16 protein-coding genes are annotated in these 14827 nt (G+C 74.9%); 10 read left to right on the top strand and 6 right to left on the bottom strand.

The features are described from left to right. The 7 genes from RYN42_RS16110 to RYN42_RS16080 form a co-directional block, all read left to right on the top strand. Positions 1-652 (top strand): lanthionine synthetase LanC family protein (locus RYN42_RS16110; protein WP_315097825.1); only part of this gene is annotated, 652 nt, incomplete at its 5' end. A 52-nt stretch (positions 653-704) separates the two neighbouring features. Then, complete coding sequence (locus RYN42_RS16105) at positions 705-884, top strand: class II lanthipeptide, LchA2/BrtA2 family (RefSeq protein WP_315097824.1); 180 nt, start codon at positions 705-707, stop codon at positions 882-884. A gap of 68 nt (positions 885-952) precedes the next feature. Next, positions 953-3739 (top strand): type 2 lanthipeptide synthetase LanM family protein, encoded by a 2787-nt coding sequence (locus tag RYN42_RS16100; RefSeq protein ID WP_315097823.1) that lies wholly within the window; start codon positions 953-955, stop codon positions 3737-3739. Continuing rightward, entirely contained in the window at positions 3736-5973 is a 2238-nt protein-coding gene (locus RYN42_RS16095) for a peptidase domain-containing ABC transporter (RefSeq protein WP_315097822.1), read from the top strand. The genes RYN42_RS16100 and RYN42_RS16095 overlap by 4 nt, the downstream gene beginning before the upstream one ends. A 37-nt stretch (positions 5974-6010) precedes the next feature. Continuing rightward, positions 6011-6199 (top strand): hypothetical protein, encoded by a 189-nt coding sequence (locus RYN42_RS16090; RefSeq protein WP_315097821.1) that lies wholly within the window; start codon positions 6011-6013, stop codon positions 6197-6199. A gap of 77 nt (positions 6200-6276) precedes the next feature. Continuing rightward, a complete protein-coding gene (locus RYN42_RS16085) occupies positions 6277-7200 on the top strand; it encodes an ATP-binding cassette domain-containing protein (protein ID WP_315097820.1) in 924 nt (307 codons plus the stop codon). After that, positions 7200-7997 (top strand): ABC transporter permease subunit, encoded by a 798-nt coding sequence (locus RYN42_RS16080; RefSeq protein WP_315097819.1) that lies wholly within the window; start codon positions 7200-7202, stop codon positions 7995-7997. The genes RYN42_RS16085 and RYN42_RS16080 overlap by 1 nt, the downstream gene beginning before the upstream one ends. A 25-nt stretch (positions 7998-8022) precedes the next feature. Here RYN42_RS16080 and RYN42_RS16075 read toward each other — a convergent pair whose 3' ends face one another. Continuing rightward, positions 8023-8307, bottom strand: coding sequence for a LysR family transcriptional regulator (locus RYN42_RS16075; RefSeq protein WP_315097818.1), 285 nt, complete (start codon positions 8305-8307; stop codon positions 8023-8025). Between the two features lie 128 nt (positions 8308-8435). On the opposite strand from RYN42_RS16075, the gene RYN42_RS16070 reads away from it, so the two are divergent. Continuing rightward, positions 8436-9392 (top strand): LLM class flavin-dependent oxidoreductase, encoded by a 957-nt coding sequence (locus RYN42_RS16070; RefSeq protein ID WP_315097817.1) that lies wholly within the window; start codon positions 8436-8438, stop codon positions 9390-9392. A gap of 9 nt (positions 9393-9401) precedes the next feature. Here the strand turns inward: RYN42_RS16070 and RYN42_RS16065 are convergent, their stop codons facing one another. Both RYN42_RS16065 and RYN42_RS16060 read right to left on the bottom strand, forming a co-directional pair. After that, positions 9402-10322 carry a hypothetical protein gene (locus RYN42_RS16065; protein ID WP_315097816.1) on the bottom strand — a complete coding sequence of 307 codons (921 nt, stop codon included), beginning with the start codon at positions 10320-10322 and terminating at the stop codon, positions 9402-9404. After that, a complete protein-coding gene (locus RYN42_RS16060) occupies positions 10316-10897 on the bottom strand; it encodes a hypothetical protein (protein ID WP_315097815.1) in 582 nt (193 codons plus the stop codon). The genes RYN42_RS16065 and RYN42_RS16060 overlap by 7 nt, the downstream gene beginning before the upstream one ends. Before the next feature lie 145 nt (positions 10898-11042). Here RYN42_RS16060 and RYN42_RS16055 point away from each other — a divergent pair, with 145 nt between their 5' ends. Next, positions 11043-12071 carry an RDD family protein gene (locus tag RYN42_RS16055; protein ID WP_315097814.1) on the top strand — a complete coding sequence of 343 codons (1029 nt, stop codon included), beginning with the start codon at positions 11043-11045 and terminating at the stop codon, positions 12069-12071. A gap of 4 nt (positions 12072-12075) precedes the next feature. Continuing rightward, positions 12076-12375: a hypothetical protein gene (locus RYN42_RS16050; protein WP_315097813.1), complete on the top strand. Its 300-nt coding sequence runs from the start codon at positions 12076-12078 to the stop codon at positions 12373-12375. 3 nt (positions 12376-12378) lie between these two features. Here the strand turns inward: RYN42_RS16050 and RYN42_RS16045 are convergent, their stop codons facing one another. The 3 genes from RYN42_RS16045 to RYN42_RS16035 form a co-directional block, all read right to left on the bottom strand. Beyond that, positions 12379-12813, bottom strand: coding sequence for a YdeI/OmpD-associated family protein (locus tag RYN42_RS16045; protein ID WP_315097812.1), 435 nt, complete (start codon positions 12811-12813; stop codon positions 12379-12381). A 13-nt stretch (positions 12814-12826) separates the two neighbouring features. Beyond that, positions 12827-13543: a DUF5701 family protein gene (locus tag RYN42_RS16040; RefSeq protein WP_315097811.1), complete on the bottom strand. Its 717-nt coding sequence runs from the start codon at positions 13541-13543 to the stop codon at positions 12827-12829. A 64-nt stretch (positions 13544-13607) separates the two neighbouring features. Further along, positions 13608-14582 (bottom strand): hypothetical protein, encoded by a 975-nt coding sequence (locus tag RYN42_RS16035; RefSeq protein WP_315097810.1) that lies wholly within the window; start codon positions 14580-14582, stop codon positions 13608-13610. Between the last annotated feature and the right edge of the window lie 245 nt (positions 14583-14827).

Raw genomic sequence — 14827 nt, 5'->3', positions numbered from 1 at the left:
CCTGCGGACCGCGCGCGCGGCGCACGCGCACCTGCGCGCCCGGCACCCGGTGTGGACGGGGCAGGGCGAGGTGTACAGCGGGTTCGCGCACGGCGTCGCGGCCATGCACGCCTCCCTGCGGCAGCTGGCCTCGACCGGTGGCGACGCCGCCGCCTCGGCGGACGCCGACGACCTCCTCCGCAGCGAGCGCGAGCTGCGGGACCCGGCGAGCGGTCGGTGGTTCGTCAGCTCGCGTCGCGACCGGACCGCGTCGGGCTGGTGCAACGGGTCCGCCGGCATCCTGCTCGGCCGTCTCCTGGCCCTGCGCGCGGGGCACCCGGCGGACGCCGACTCCCAGGAGGAGGTCGACCACCTGCTCGACGACGTCGAGCGGAACGGCTTCGGCAACGACATCACGGCCTGCCACGGCGACCTGGGCTCGCTCGACGTGCTGCGCCTGGCCGCGCAGGTCCTGGACGACTCGGTGCTGGGCGCACGGGTCGAGGCCACCGCCGCGCAGCTGGTGGACCAGCAGCTGGCCACGTTCCGCTCGGCCCCGCGCAGCCGGTTCGCGCTGGTCGACAGCATCTTCCTCGGCGCTGCCGGCGCCGGTCACGCGCTCCTGCGCTCCCACGCTCCCGAGGTCGTCCCTGCCTTCCTGTGGCTCGACTGACAGGCACGGCCCCGCGAGGTCCGCACACCCGCACACCGAGAGGAACAGATCGATGTCTGCAGAACTCATGTCCACGTCGGGATTCATCGGGGAGGACGAGCTGACCGAGCTGGTCGACGGCACCGAGTCCGGCGGCTTCCCGTGGCTCACGGTCGTCAGCGCGTCGATCGCGCTGTCCGCCGCCCTGCCGGACTTCTGCCCGACGGGCGCCTGCACCAAGTCCTGCCGCTAGTGATCCCGGCCGCGTGGGGACGGGTCGCTCCCGTCCCCACGCGGTGATCCCGTACCGAAGGAGGCCCCGTGCCGATCGCCGAGGACGTCCGAGACGACGCCGAGCTGACCAGGTCCCCCGGCTCGGGCGGCCACTTCGAGGGCTTCTACGCACCACTGGTCGACGAGCTCGGCCGACGGCTGACCGACCGGTGGGGTCCCGGCCGCGAGGGGCTGGTCGACGGTGCGCGTCGACGGCTCCTGGAGGAGCTGGTGCAGGTCTGCTCGCGCACCCTGGTGTTCGAGCTGCACGACGGGGCGCGGGGCGAGGTGGTCTCCGACGGCTCGAGGGCGCGCTACGACGCGGTGCACGCGCGCCTGCGGACCGACGCCGGTCGGGCGGAGCTGCTGGCGCGCTATCCCGTGCTCGCGCGGCTGTGCCGCACGCTGGTGGACCGTGCGGTGACCACGACGGCCGAGCTGGTGGACCGGCACGCGGCCGACGCGGCGCTGCTGGTGGAGCGGTTCGGCCCGGGGGCCGACGAGCTGCTGGACGTGCGCGCCTCGACCGGCGACTCGCACAACGGCGGCCGCCGTGTCGCGTTCGTCACGACGGCAGGCGCCGAGCTGGTCTACAAGCCGCGTCCCCTCGGTCCCGAGCGGGTGGTCGGCGAGCTGGCCGCCCTGCTCCGACCGTCGCTGGGCGAGGAGGTGCTGCGCCTCCCGCAGACCGTGGACCGCGGCGCGTACGGGTGGCAGGAGCGGGTGCGGATCGCCCCGTGCACCGCGCCCGACGACGTCGAGGCGTACTTCCGGCGGATGGGGGTGGCCATGGCCGTGTTCAGCTGCCTCGGGTCGGGGGACCTCCACCACGAGAACGTGCTGGCGTGCGGGGCGCACCCCGTGCTGATCGACCTCGAGACCCTCGTGCAGGTGCCCCGCGCGGCCCGGGTCCCGCTCAGCGGCGTGGACCAGGCGTTCCGGGACGTCCTGTCGGCCGGCCCCCTGACCACGCAGCTGCTCCCCGCCCGGATGCTGGGCGGCGTCTTCGACATCAACGTGGCCGGCATCGGGTTCGCCGACGAGCAGACCTCCGCGGTGTGGAGCGGGCACCGGATCGTCGACGCCGGCACGGACGCCATGCGGTTCGAGCGCGCGCCGTACGCGTTCCACCACGAGGACAACGTGGTCTCGCTGGACGGCGCGCCGATCGACGCCCGCGCCCACCACGACGCTCTGCGGGCAGGGTTCCGGGCCGGTCTCGACGCCCTCCGTGAGCGGCGCGCGGAGGTCGTCGACCTGCTCACGGCTGACCGGCACGCGGCCGTGCCGGTCCGGCAGGTGCTGCGGCCGACGGCCCTGTACGTCCGGTTCCTCGAGGCCGCGACGCACCCCACCTACCTGGCCGACGAGGACGCCCGGCGCACGCTGTTCGAGCGCCTGGGTCCGATCGCCGGCTCGACCGACGTGCTGCCGGCGGAGGTCGCCGCGCTCGACGACGGCGACGTCCCCTACTTCGTGACGCTCCTCGGGTCGGCCGACCTCGTGTGGCCCGGCCGTGACCCGGCGACGACTCCCGGGCCGACGCTGGCCGACCGCGTCGCCGGCACCGTGGAGTCGGTGCTGCGCACGTCGACGACCATGCACGAGCACGTGATCCAGTCGTCGCTGATGACGTCGTCCCGGGACCCGTGGACGGAGGAGAACGTCGGTACCGACTACCTGAGCCCCCTGTTCGACGGCGGTCCGCTCGAGGTGGCCACCGCGCTCGGCACGCACCTGGCGGAGCTGGCGGTCTGGGACGAGGCCGGGCGGGCCTGCACGTGGCTGACCCCGCTGGTCGGCGCCGACGACCGGCTGGCCCTGAGCCGCAACAACCTCACCCTGTACGAGGGCGGCGGGATGCCGCTGTTCCTCGACCGGCTCGGACGGCTGACCGGCCGGGAGGACCTGACGCGGACGGCCGCCGGCGCGGTCCGGGCGTTCGACGGCCTCGGGTCGCCGGGTTACCCCGAGGGCGCCCGGTCGTCGGTGTTCACCGGCCTGGCGTCGCACCGGTACCTCATGGCGCAGCTGGCCGGCCTCGACGCCTGGCCGGCCGAGGGCGTCGGCTCGCGGGCCGACCTCGACGCGGCGCTCGCCGCCCTGCGGCCGGACGAGACCGAGCCGCTGGACCTCGTCGGCGGCCTGGTCGGCCTCGCCCTGGTGCTGCCGGACCTGGTCGGACGGGACGGGCCACCCCAGGAGGTGGAGGCCGCCGTGCTGGCGCGGCTCCTCGCCGCCGGTTCGCCGCAGTGGCCGGACGGCGAGCTCGCGCACGGCGCACCAGGGTTCGCCTGGGCGCTCGCGGCCCTGGGGCGCCGGGTGGGGGACCAGGAGGCGCTCGACCGCGCGGAGGCGCTGCTCTCCCGACAGCTGGCCGTCGCCGCCGGGCTCCCGCAGGACCCGAAGGCGGGCTGGTCGTGGTGCAAGGGCCTTCCCGGGACGCTGCTCGCCGCGGCCGCGACCGCCCGGGAGCTCGGCCACAGCGGGTCCGCCACGGCGACGCTGCTGTCCGCGCACCTGGAGCTGCTGTCGCCGGGACGCACCCCCGTGACGGCGGACGTGAGCCTGTGCCACGGGTTCGCCGGGCAGGTGGTCGCCCTCCTGGAGCTCGAACGGCTCACCGGCGAGGCCCGGCTGCGGTCGTGGGCGCACGACGTCGCCGAGCGGGGGCTGGCCCACGTCCGGCGCGTGGGCCACAGCGGCGGGCTGGCATGGAGCGCGGGGCTGCCCACGTACATGCTCGGCCTCAGCGGGCTGGGCGACGCCCTGCTGCTGCTCGTCGACGGGTCGGAGCGCAGCCCGCTCGGGTTCGGGGCGGGGGGCCCGCGGTGATCGGCCTGCGGCGTCGGCGGCTCCGGCCCTGCCTGCAGCTCACGGCCACGGAGTGCGGCCTGTGCTGCTGCGCCATGCTGCTGCAGCACCACGGCAGCGCGGAGCCGATGTGGCACCTGCGGGCGGCGTTCGAGGTCGGCCGCGACGGCCTGTCGCTGGACCGGATGCGGGCGGTGCTGTCCAGCCGGGGGATGCAGGTCGCGCTCTACCGCGCCGACCTGGCCGGGCTGCGCACCCTCCCGCTGCCGGCCGTCGTGCACTGGGAGAAGCGGCACTTCGTCGTGCTCGAGCGGCTCACCGACCAGGCCGCGGTCGTCGTCGACCCGGCCACGGGCCGCACGCGGTTGAGCCTCGACGAGTTCCGGGAGTCCTACTCGGGTGCCGTGCTGACCGCCGTGCCCACCGAGGCGTTCGAGCCGCAGCAGCACGCCCAGAGATCGCCGTGGCGCGACTTCCTGGCTCCCGTGCTGCGCTCGCGGACCTCGCTGCTGGTGATCGGGCTCCTCTCGCTGCTGGTGTACGGCGTCACGCTGGCCCTCCCGCTGCTGACCCAGTGGCTCGTCGACCGGCAGGTCGGCGGTGCCGGGGTCCCGGTCGGTGCGGCGTCCGTCGCGCTCGCCGGCGGCCTGCTGCTCGGGTACCTCGCCCTGCTGCTGGTCAAGGTGGTGCGGCTGGTGGCGCTCGTGCTGGTGGTCGGGCGCGACCTCATGGAACGCACCTTCCGGCACCTGCTCCGGCTGCCGTACAGCTACTTCGGCGCCCGGGCGCCCGGCGAGCTCATGTTCCGGCTGGCCAGCGTCAACGCCATCCGCGACCTGCTGTCGACGCAGATCGTCTCGGGCCTGCTCGACGCGGGCATCCTCGTGACGGTGTTCGCCGTGATGTGGGCCAAGTCGGCGTCCATCGCGCTGGTCGCCCTCGGGTTCTTCGCGGTCATCTGCCTGCTCCTCGTGGTGTCCCGGCGGCGCGTGTCGGACGCGCTCGACCGGGAGATGACGGAGGCGAGCCGGTCGCAGTCGCTCCAGCTGGAGGCGGTCGTCTCCATCGCGTCGGTGAAGGTCGCGGGCGTCGAGGAGGAGTTCTTCGGGCGGTGGCGCACCACGTTCCGCCGCAGCCTGCAGATGATGCGGGCGCGCACGCTGGTGCAGGGGTCGGTGGATGCCGCGGTCACCGTCGTGCAGACCGCCGGACCGGTCGTGATCCTCGTCCTGGCGCTCGGGATGGTGGACGCGGGCCGGATGTCGATCGGTGCGGCCGTGGCCGTGCAGTCGCTCGCGCTCACGTTCTTCGGGCTGGCGTCCACGATGTTCGCGTCCTACACCCAGTTCCTGCTGGCCAACTCCTACCTCGACCGGCTCTCGGACATCGTGCACGTGGAACCGCACGACCCGATCTCCGGCGACGTGGTCGCGGAGCTGCGCGGGCGGATCAGCGTCGAGAACGTGTCGTTCGCGTACGGCGGCAGCACCGCGCTGGTGCTCCACGACGTGAGCTTCGAGTGCGCGCCGGGGGAGAAGGTGGCCGTCGTCGGGGCGTCGGGGTCGGGCAAGAGCACGCTCGGGCGCCTGCTCGTCGGGCTGCACAGCCCCACGTCCGGGGTGGTCCGCTTCGACGGCCGGCCCGTGCAGGAGTACGAGCGCCGTGCCTTCTACCGGCAGATCGGCCTGGTGCCGCAGGAGATCACGCTCCAGAACGCGACGATCCGGCAGAACGTCACGCTCGGGGTCGACGACGTGGACGACGAGCGCTTCGCCGAGGCCCTGCAGGGCTCCCAGCTGGCGCGCGACGTCGAGGCGATGCCGATGGGCGCGGACACCCTCGTGGCGGAGATGGGCCTCAACCTGTCGGGCGGGCAGCGCCAGCGGGTCGCGCTCGCGCGGGCCATCGTCAAGCGCCCGCGGGTGCTCGTGCTCGACGAGGCGACCAGCTCGCTGGACGTGCTCAACGAGTCCCGGATCTCGGCGTACCTCAGCGGGCTGGCCGGGACGCGCGTGGTCATCGCGCACCGCATGTCCACCGTCGTGGATGCGGACCAGGTGCTCGTGATGGATCGTGGCCGGATCGTGGAACGCGGCACCCACCACGAGCTCGTGGCGCGGCGGGGGCACTACTACGAGCTCTTCCGCACGCAGATCGAAGCCGTCCCCGGGATGCCCGTCGCGCACGTGCCGACGGCACCCCAGCCCTCGACCGAACCCCGTCGCACCGGCGAGGCTGTCCCCGCCGGCGCCTAGCAGCCACGCACGACCGACTGATGAGGAGAGCACGGACATGGACAAGCAGAGCGGCTTCGCCTACCCCGCCACGCTGTGGGGGTGCCTGGTCGGCGTCATCGCGTCCGCACCGACGTCGTCGCCGCAGGTGACCATCCCGGTGGGCATCGCCGTCGGGCTGCTCGTCGACCTCGGCCGCTCGCGGAGCCGACGCCGCGACGAGCCGGTGGAGCGGGCCGACGGGTGAGCGTGGCGTCTCGTGCGTTTCGCACGAATCACGAGGAACGCGTCGAGCCGCACGGGACAGGCTCTAGCCTCGTCGCCATGGATCAGTCGATCGTCCTGGAGGGGCTGACGCGCAGGTACGGCGACGTGCTCGCGGTCGACCGCGTGAGCGCCACGATCCGTCCGGGTCGCGTCACCGGATTCCTCGGGCCCAACGGCGCCGGCAAGACGACGGTGCTGCGCATGCTGCTCGGGCTCGTGGAGCCCACGGCCGGCCGCGCGCTGATCGGCGGCCGGGCGTACCACGAGATCGCGGACCCGTTGACGGTGGTCGGGGCGGCGCTCGAGGCGACGGGGTTCCACCCGGGCCGCACCGCCCGGGCGCACCTGTCGGTCCTCGCGCCGGCCGCACGCGTCGGCGCCGCACGGGTGGGCGAGGTGCTGGAGACCGTCGGGCTCACGGACGCCGCCGACCGGCGCGTCGGCGGCTTCTCGCTCGGCATGAAGCAGCGGCTCTCGCTCGCCGCCGCCCTGCTGGGCGACCCGCAGATGCTCGTGCTGGACGAGCCCGCCAACGGCCTCGACCCCGAGGGCATGGCGTGGCTGCGCACGTTCCTGCGGGTCTTCGCCGGCTCCGGCCGGACGGTGCTCGTCTCGAGCCACGTGCTGAGCGAGGTCGAGCAGACGGTGGACGACGTGCTCCTCATCTCCCGCGGGCGGGTCGTGTTCGCCGGGGAGCTGCACGAGCTCGGTCCGCAGGGTCCGGGGGCGACGCTGGTCCGCACGCCGGACCCGGACGCGCTGCTCGTCGCGCTCCTGGGCGCCGGGCTCGACGCGCACCGGCAGCCCGACCGGCCCGACCAGCTCGTCGTGCGCGGTGCCGACGCCGCCCGCGTGGGCGCGATCGCGCACGGTGCCTCGGTCGTGGTCACCGACCTGCGGCCCAAGGAGCACTCGCTGGAGTCCGTGTTCCTGCAGCTCGTGACCGACGGCGGTGCCGGCGTCGGTGGGGGGAGGGCCTGATGGCGATCGCGCTGCAGATGGAGGTGCGCAAGCTCCTCACCACCCGCCTGTGGTGGATCCTCCTGGTGGTCATGGCCGTGCTCCTCGCGGCCGCCGTCGCCGGGCTGTCGCTGCTGGCCACGACGGACGCCGCGCAGCAGGCGGGCAACCTCGCGCTCGCCGACCCCGAGTCGGTGGCGCTCGTCTACAACCTCACGCCGGCCTTCGGCTTCGTGTTCCCGCTGCTGCTCGGCGCGCTCTCCCTGACCAGCGAGTACCGCTACCAGACGATCACCGCGTCGTTCCTGGCCCGGCCGCGGCGGTGGATGGTGGTCACCGCGAAGGCGCTGCTCAGCCTCGTGGTGGGGCTCGTGTTCGGCGTCGTAGGCACCCTGGTCTGCGTCGGCACCGGGTCCGCCGTGCTCGCGGCCACCGGTCACCAGACGTTCGCGACCGACCCGGTCGTGTGGCGGTCGCTGCTCGGCGGGATCGTCGCCACCTCGCTGTGGGGGCTGCTGGGCTTCGGTGTCGGCGCGATCGTCCGCAACCAGGTGGTGGCCGTCGTGGTCATCATCGCGGCCACCCAGTTCGTCGAGCCCTTCCTGCGCCTGCTGCTCACCTCGGTCTCCGGGACGGCCGACCTGGCGCGGCTGCTCCCCGGGGCGGCCAGCGACGCGACGTCGGTGGACACCCTGTTCAGCGCGGCGTCGTCGCTGCCCCTGCTCTCCCCGGGCGCGGGTGCCCTCGTGCTGCTGGGCTACGCGGCGCTGCTGGTGGGCGTCGGCGTCCTGCGCACCACCCGCCGCTCCATCGCGTGACCCGGCGGTGAGCCCGGCCGGCGGGTCAGCGCGCCGTCGGGCGGTCGGGGTGCGCGCCGCTGGGGGACGAGGCGGCCATGGCGTCGGCCAGCGCGACGATCCCGCAGGCGTACCGGTAGATGCGGCGCCCCGACGAGGTCAGCCGCATCCCGCCCGGCGTCCGCTCGAAGAGCACCTCCCCGACGTGCCGCTCCAGGGCGGCGAGGTGCTGGCTCACGGCCGGCTGCGTGTAGCCCACCTGGTGGGCGGCCCGCGTGATCGACCCGACGTCGGCGATCGCGACGAACGAGCGCAGCAGCCGCAGGTCCACGGTGTCCCCTTCGTCACGGTGTGCGCGCTTCGAGCGCGGCCCTCCCAGGGTCGCGCGTCGCTCACGGCGTGTCAGCCGTGTACCGCACGGCTCAGGAGTGCAGAACGCACCACTCGGGAGGCGCGCCGATGACCACGTCCGTCCAGCTGCCGTTCGTGCCGCGCAAGGTCGAGCAGGTGGTGCCGTTCGCCGCCCTCGTGGAGAACGGCCCGGCGCAGCGACTGTGGCAGGGGCACTCGATGGTGGTGGACGCCCTGCACGGGTTCGCCGCCGCGGCCGGTGCGGGGTTCCGCGTCCCGACCGGGCTGGGGGTGGGCCTGCTGCCGTTCCGGCACCCGCTCGACGCGGCCCACCAGGTGCGGTCGCTGGCGCTGGCCACGGGGCAGCCGGTCGTCGCCGGGTTCGGTCCCGCGGCGCCGCAGACGCAGGCGGCGCTGCGGGGGGAGCCCTATCGCAGCCCTCTCACGGCGTGCCGCGAGTACGTCGAGATCGTGCGCGGCCTGCTCGCCGGCGAGCACGTCGAGCGGGCCGGCGAGTACTTCACGTGCGACGCCCAGATGGTCGAGGTCCCCGCGCCGCCCGTCGAGGTGGGCCTCGGGGTGCTCCGCGCGGGGATGGCGCGGCTGGCCGGCGAGGTGGCCGACGTGGCGATCACCTGGCTCACGCCGCCCGACTACCTGCGCGACGTGCTGGTGCCCGCCCTGACGGAGGGTGCGGCCGCGGCCGGCCGACCGGCCCCCCGGGTGGTGGCGATCGTCCCCGTGGCGCTCGGGCGCGACTCGCACGGCCCGGTGGACGTCCTGCTCGCCGGCAACGGTCCGCACCTGCAAGCCGCCCACTACGCGGACATGCTGCGTCGCGCGGGCGTCGCGCACGACCCGTCCGACCTGCCGCTGACCGCCCGCCGCGTGGTCGAGTCGGGCGTCCTGCTGCACGGCGACGTCGAGGACGTCGCCGCGGGAGTCGCGCGGTACCGGGACGCCGGGGTCGACGAGGTCGTGCTCAACACGACCGGGGTGTGCCGGCTGGTGGGAGCCCGCGACGCGCTCGCGGACTGCCGCGCGCTGGTGGACGCGCTGGCCTGACCGGCCGGCTCAGTCGCCCGTGGTCACCAGCGCCTGGACCTCGGCGACGCGCAGCTGGGCGTCGCTGGCGAAGTCCATCTGGATCGTTCCCGTCTCCCCGCCGCCGGCCCAGTCGATGGTCCAGTACGACGTCGCCGTCATCGTGTACCGCTGGTCCGGCTGCCGGGCCGAGCTCGCGCGGTAGGTGTGTCCGCAGGTCGGCGAGTCGTGCGTGCCGGCGGTGGGCGACCAGGGGGTCCCGGGGCCGGTGCACGTGGTGGAGCGGCCGTCGCCCATGTCCCACACCACCTTGTCCAGGCGCGCGGTCGCCGTCACCGTCACGGCTCCGGCGGTGGCGCTGCGGGTGATCGGACCGACCGTGTGCTCGTCGGGGTCCGCGATCCACAGCCAGGTCTGCAGCCCCACCACCGACAGGCCGTCCGGGCTCGGGGGGTTGGTGGCGATCTGCCCGGCGCGGAGCTGCATCAGCGCGAGCGCGTCCTCGGCGACCTCCCGGGGGTCCGGTCCCGGCTCGGCGGTCGCCAGCCACACGTACGTCGTCCACCAGGAGGGGGAGTACGGGATCGGGATCATGCAGCGGTAGATGACGCCGTCCGTGTTCCCCTCCCACGCGGCGTCCCCGAGCGGGGGCTGCGGGTCGGCGAGCTCCATGTAGCAGCCGCGCGTGTTGTTCCACGACCCGATCTCGGTCTCGCACTCGACGGGGCCGTTGTAGTCCTCGCACACCCGCGGGCCGGTGCTTCCGCCGCCGGGTGTGCCGGGGCCGGGGTCGTCCGCGGGCGGACCGCCGGGGTCGGTGGCGCTGATGATGCACTCGCCCGTCTTCGGGTTGACCTTCACGCACGGGACGGCGGCCGCCTCCGCCGGACCCGCGACCGAGAACAGCAGCGCGAGGGCCAGCACGACGGCTGCGGCGACGCGGCTCAGCATGGCTGGTCGGTGTGCGGCTCGGCGGCGTGCACGGTCCAGCGCCCGTCGTCCTGGTGGAACATCGTGTACGTGACCAGGTACCGGTCGTGCTCGGGGGGTGCGACCACGGACGTCCCGGCGGCGTCGACGAGGTCGGCCTGCGAGATGTCGATGCAGGTGTCCAGGAGCACGACCTCGGTCCCGGTGCCCACGGGATCAGGACGGTACTCCGCGACCTCGGTGCCGACCAGCTCCACCGGCCCCGTGGTGCGCCACCCGGACCTGCCGTAGTCCTCGTACGCCGCGATCATCGCGGGCAGGAAGTCCCCCGAGAGGTGACCGCCGAGCGACGTCCAGTCCCCGTACCCCGCCTGCGCGGCCGCGTTGTCGAGGTCGTTGAACTCGTGCAGGGCCGCGGTGGCGTCCGCGATGTTCTGCTGCTCGGCCAGCTCCTCCGCGTCGAGGGTCGGGGTGGGCGTCGCCGTCGGGGCAGCCGAGGTGGCCGTGGGGGACGGGGCGGGGTCCGACGGGGTGCAGCCGACGAGGGCGGCGACCGGCAGCACGGCTGCGAGCACGATGACGAGCGAGCGGCGCACGGTCACCCTCCCCCCGGTTGCGGCCAGCGGTGAGCCGTTGGCGGTCGTCCCGGAATGTACCCGAATGTGGTGGCGGAGGGCGGCGGTTGCCCCGGAGCGGGCACGTTCGCCTCCGCACACCGCACCGACCTGTCACGATGTGCGGGTGACCGACCTGGTGGCGCCGTCCGCGGACCTCGCGACGCGGGCCGACGCCCCCCTGATCGCCCCCTGGTCGCGGCGCGTGGTCGCCGCCCTGCTGGACGGGGCGGTCCTGTCCGGTGCGACGTGGCTCGTGCTCGGCGCGGAGGGGACGGCTCCGTCGCTGCAGCCCACCTTCGGGGACACCACCGCCTCGGTGCCCTGGTTCACCAGCGGGTGGCTCGTCGCGGTCGTGGTCGCGATGCTCGCGCTGCAGGGATGGACCGGTGCCACGCCCGGCAAGCGCCTGGCCGGGGTCGCGGTGGTCCGCGCCTCTGACGGGACGCCGGCAGGCCTGGTCGCCTCCGGGCTGCGCGTCGTGGCGCACCTGCTCGACGCGATCCTCGTCATCGGCTACCTGCGACCGCTGTGGAACGAGCGGGGGCAGACGTTCGCCGACTCGATCCTCGGCACGCTGGTGATCCAGACCCGTGAGCCGGCGGCGCACCCGTGGTTCGCGCGGTTCCGGCACCAGCCGACCGCCGGCGGCTCGACCGCAGTCACCGTCGCGGCACTCGTCGTCTGCGCGCTCGGCGCGGGGTTCTCCCTGACCACCAGCTCGTGGGGCGGCTCGTGGGAGGTGCCGGTGCCGTGCACCGAGGACGGCACAGTCCCGGAGCCCGCAGCCGTCGCGACCGCCTCGCGGGCCGGCGGGACGATGGTCGACCGGCGCCTGTGGATCAGCCGGACGACCGACGAGAACGTGGACAAGGCGCTGCGCGTCAGCTGGACCTGGCTGTCCGCTGACGCGCAGCAGGGGCACGCGCAGCTCGAGACCGAGATCCGCCGCGCCGACGGGTCAGTGATCCTGCAGACGCAGGACGGCACCGGGGCGGGCGAGGCCGTGCTCGGCACGACGGACATCTACGCGGAGGACCTCGAGAACGCCGGGCGCAGCTGGACCGCGCAGACCCGGCTCGTGGTGGACGGCGAGGTCGTCGGCGCCTGCACCATCGACAGCGCGGACTGGGACGCCGCGGGCGTCACCAGCTGACGACGTGCCGTCCTACCGCGTGACCGCCGCCATCGGCCTGCTGCAGCCGGGGGTCGCCGCGCCCGACGTGCTTCCACAGGCTGTCGCGGTCGCCGAGGCGATGACCACCGTCGAGGCGCACGACGTCGCGGTCGTGCGCGGGCAGGCCCGCGTGACGGTGCGGTTCCAGGCCGACGACGACCAGACCGCGCGGCGCGTCGGCTGGGCCGTCCTCGCGCGCCTCGACGAGCTGGCGGACATCAGCGGCCGCAGCGTGACGCGGCGGTTCGGCTCGCGCTGGTACCCGGTGCGCCCGCAGACGTGAGGGTCAGCCGGCGGCCAGCTCCTCGGCCGCCTTCGCGATCCGGCGCTGCCGGGTCTCCGGGGTCTTCGCGGCCTCGACCGGTTCCACGATCGCGCGCTGCCGGCTGAACGACAGGGCGTCGAACGCCTCCCGTGCGGGACCGGCCAGCGCCGCGGCGAGGTCGTCGGGGACCACCACGGTGCGCGGCGCGTCGTCGGGCTCGATGTCGACGTCGACCTCCTGGCCGGCCTCGACGCCGGCGGCCAGCCGGTTCTCGGCGCTCAGCGGCAGCATGGTCTGGCCGCGGTACGGGGTCACCGTGCTCCGGTACGAGTGGCCGTTGAGGGTCACGACGACCGGGAACCGCGCGCCGCGGTCCATCGCCGCCACCGCCTCCGCGGGCACCGGGATGCCCGTCGCCGACTTCCCGCTCAGCTGGACCGTGCTCCGGAAGCGCATGACGGCAGGGTAGTCAGTCGTCCGCGTGGACCGCGCGGTCCGCGGCCGACGCGGCGCCGAGCCAGGTGTGCGGGTTGCGGTCCCAGCACCAGCCCAGCTTCGCGCGGCGCTCGCTGATCCACACCGCCGGCACCCGCTGGTTGGTGCCCGTGCGGGACGCCAGCAGCGAGAAGCACTTGTTCGGGCGCAGCATGTCGGGCCGGACGACGACCAGCGCGACACCCTCGTCGAGGGTCAGCGGGGTGCGACCGCGCCCGAGGATCGTGACGAGCGCGTCCTCGGGCCGCACGTCGCAGAGCTCCGACCCGGTGTCGACGCCCCGCAGCAGGTAGGGCTCGCCCGGCACCTGCACGCCCTCGATCGGCTGGTACGTCGGCGCCTCGTCGCGGTCGATCACGCTGACGCCGTTCCGCGCGCCCCGACGCATGGCGGGCACCACGTCGTTGACGTCGAGACCCGGCAGGACGAGCACGAACGGCACGCCGTCGCCCTCGACGGCGACCGGGGCGGTGGGCGTGGTCGCCACCTCGGCCAGGGGGAGCAGCCGCTCGCGGAACGTGGCGGGTTCCTCGCCGAGGAGCGCGGGGATGCCGAGCTCGACGTACGCGGCGATCTGGCGCTCGAGCTCGGAGCGCACGTCGGCGGTGGCGTCGAACGAGACGGCCGCGGGCGACGGGGGTGCGGTGACGGTGGGCAGCTGCGGGTCGACGGTGGTGACGGGGACGCCCATGGGCTCCTTCTTGGGTCGGCGGACCTTGTTCAACGACCCCGGCGTCCCGCGCGTTCCCGCGGGGTCAGAGGAGCGGTGCGCCCTGACCGAGGACCAGGGGCTGACCGAGCGGCCGCGCCGGCCGTGACCGGCCGGTCCCCTCCGAGGTCGGGGCCGAGTAGCGGTGCGCGACGACCAGGCTGGGCGCTCCGACGTCGGAAGCCTCGACGAGCACGGCGCGCCGGCCGACGGAGGCCGGGTCGGCGTCGTCACCCGGGAGCCGACCGAACCAGGCGACCGCCGCCCGGGTGGCGCCGGTGGTCCGCACCCAGGCGCGTGCGGCCTGCAGCGCCTGCGCGGAGTCGCCCCCGAAGCGGCGGGGGTCGTGCCCCTGCACCGGGCTGCCGTCGACCACGGCGAACGGCGTGACGGGTCCGCCGGGGGCGAGCGCCACCTCGAGCGCCTGGTCGAGCACGCCGAGCGCGATGTCCTGGACGGCGGGGGACGGCGGGTGCGGCAGGTCCGCCGGGGTGCGGTAGGTGGCGCGGCTCGGGGTCGTCACCGACTCCGTCCCGCGCGACCGCGGGCTCGGCACGTCAGGGAGGCCGGAGGACAGGTGGGCCGACGCCGCGGTGACGTACTCGGCCACCCACTGCGGGGTGCAGCCGGTCCGCCAGCGGCCGGCGACGTCCGCCAGCGGGAGGGCGGCGTCGTCGCCGGACGCGGAGACGACCGCGGGGGTGGGCGCCTCGCCGGCCGTCCGCAGGGCCCACCGGGCACCCGGGACGCGGGACACGACCAGATCGCCGACGCCGACGCCCAGCGCCATCACCATCGCCGCCGGGACGGGAGTGCCGGGCGTGGCGGCCCACCGGGTCCGTGCCGAGTGCAGCAGCACGCCGACGGCCGCGGTATCGGAGAGGTCGGCGCCGCTGGCCCGCAGGTGGGCGCGTGCGCGGTCGAGGTGACCGGCCTCGCCCGCGGTCAGGGGACGGACGCCCGGGACGGTGGCGTGAGCGCCGGACGCGGGGTGGGACAGCGCCGGACGCACCTCAGTCATGGGGTCGGGATCGGTCCCGGAGCGCGGGTTCTTGAGCGGTCCGACGGCGGTTCCACCGGATGGCGGCGCGGTCCACCCTGCGGCGGAACGGTGGCGTCCGGCCGGTCGGCGGCTAGCCTGGCAGGCGATCGCACCGGACCCGCACGCCCTGGAGCCCTGGCCATCCGCCGACCGTCGCGCAGCATCGTCGCCGCCGTCACCGCCGCCCTGCTGGTCGGCGGCGCGGGGAGCGCCTGGGCCTGGAC

The organism is uncultured Cellulomonas sp., from assembly GCF_963527515.1.
Classification (GTDB): domain Bacteria; phylum Actinomycetota; class Actinomycetes; order Actinomycetales; family Cellulomonadaceae; genus Cellulomonas.
This window is presented reverse-complemented; position numbering and strand designations above follow the sequence as displayed.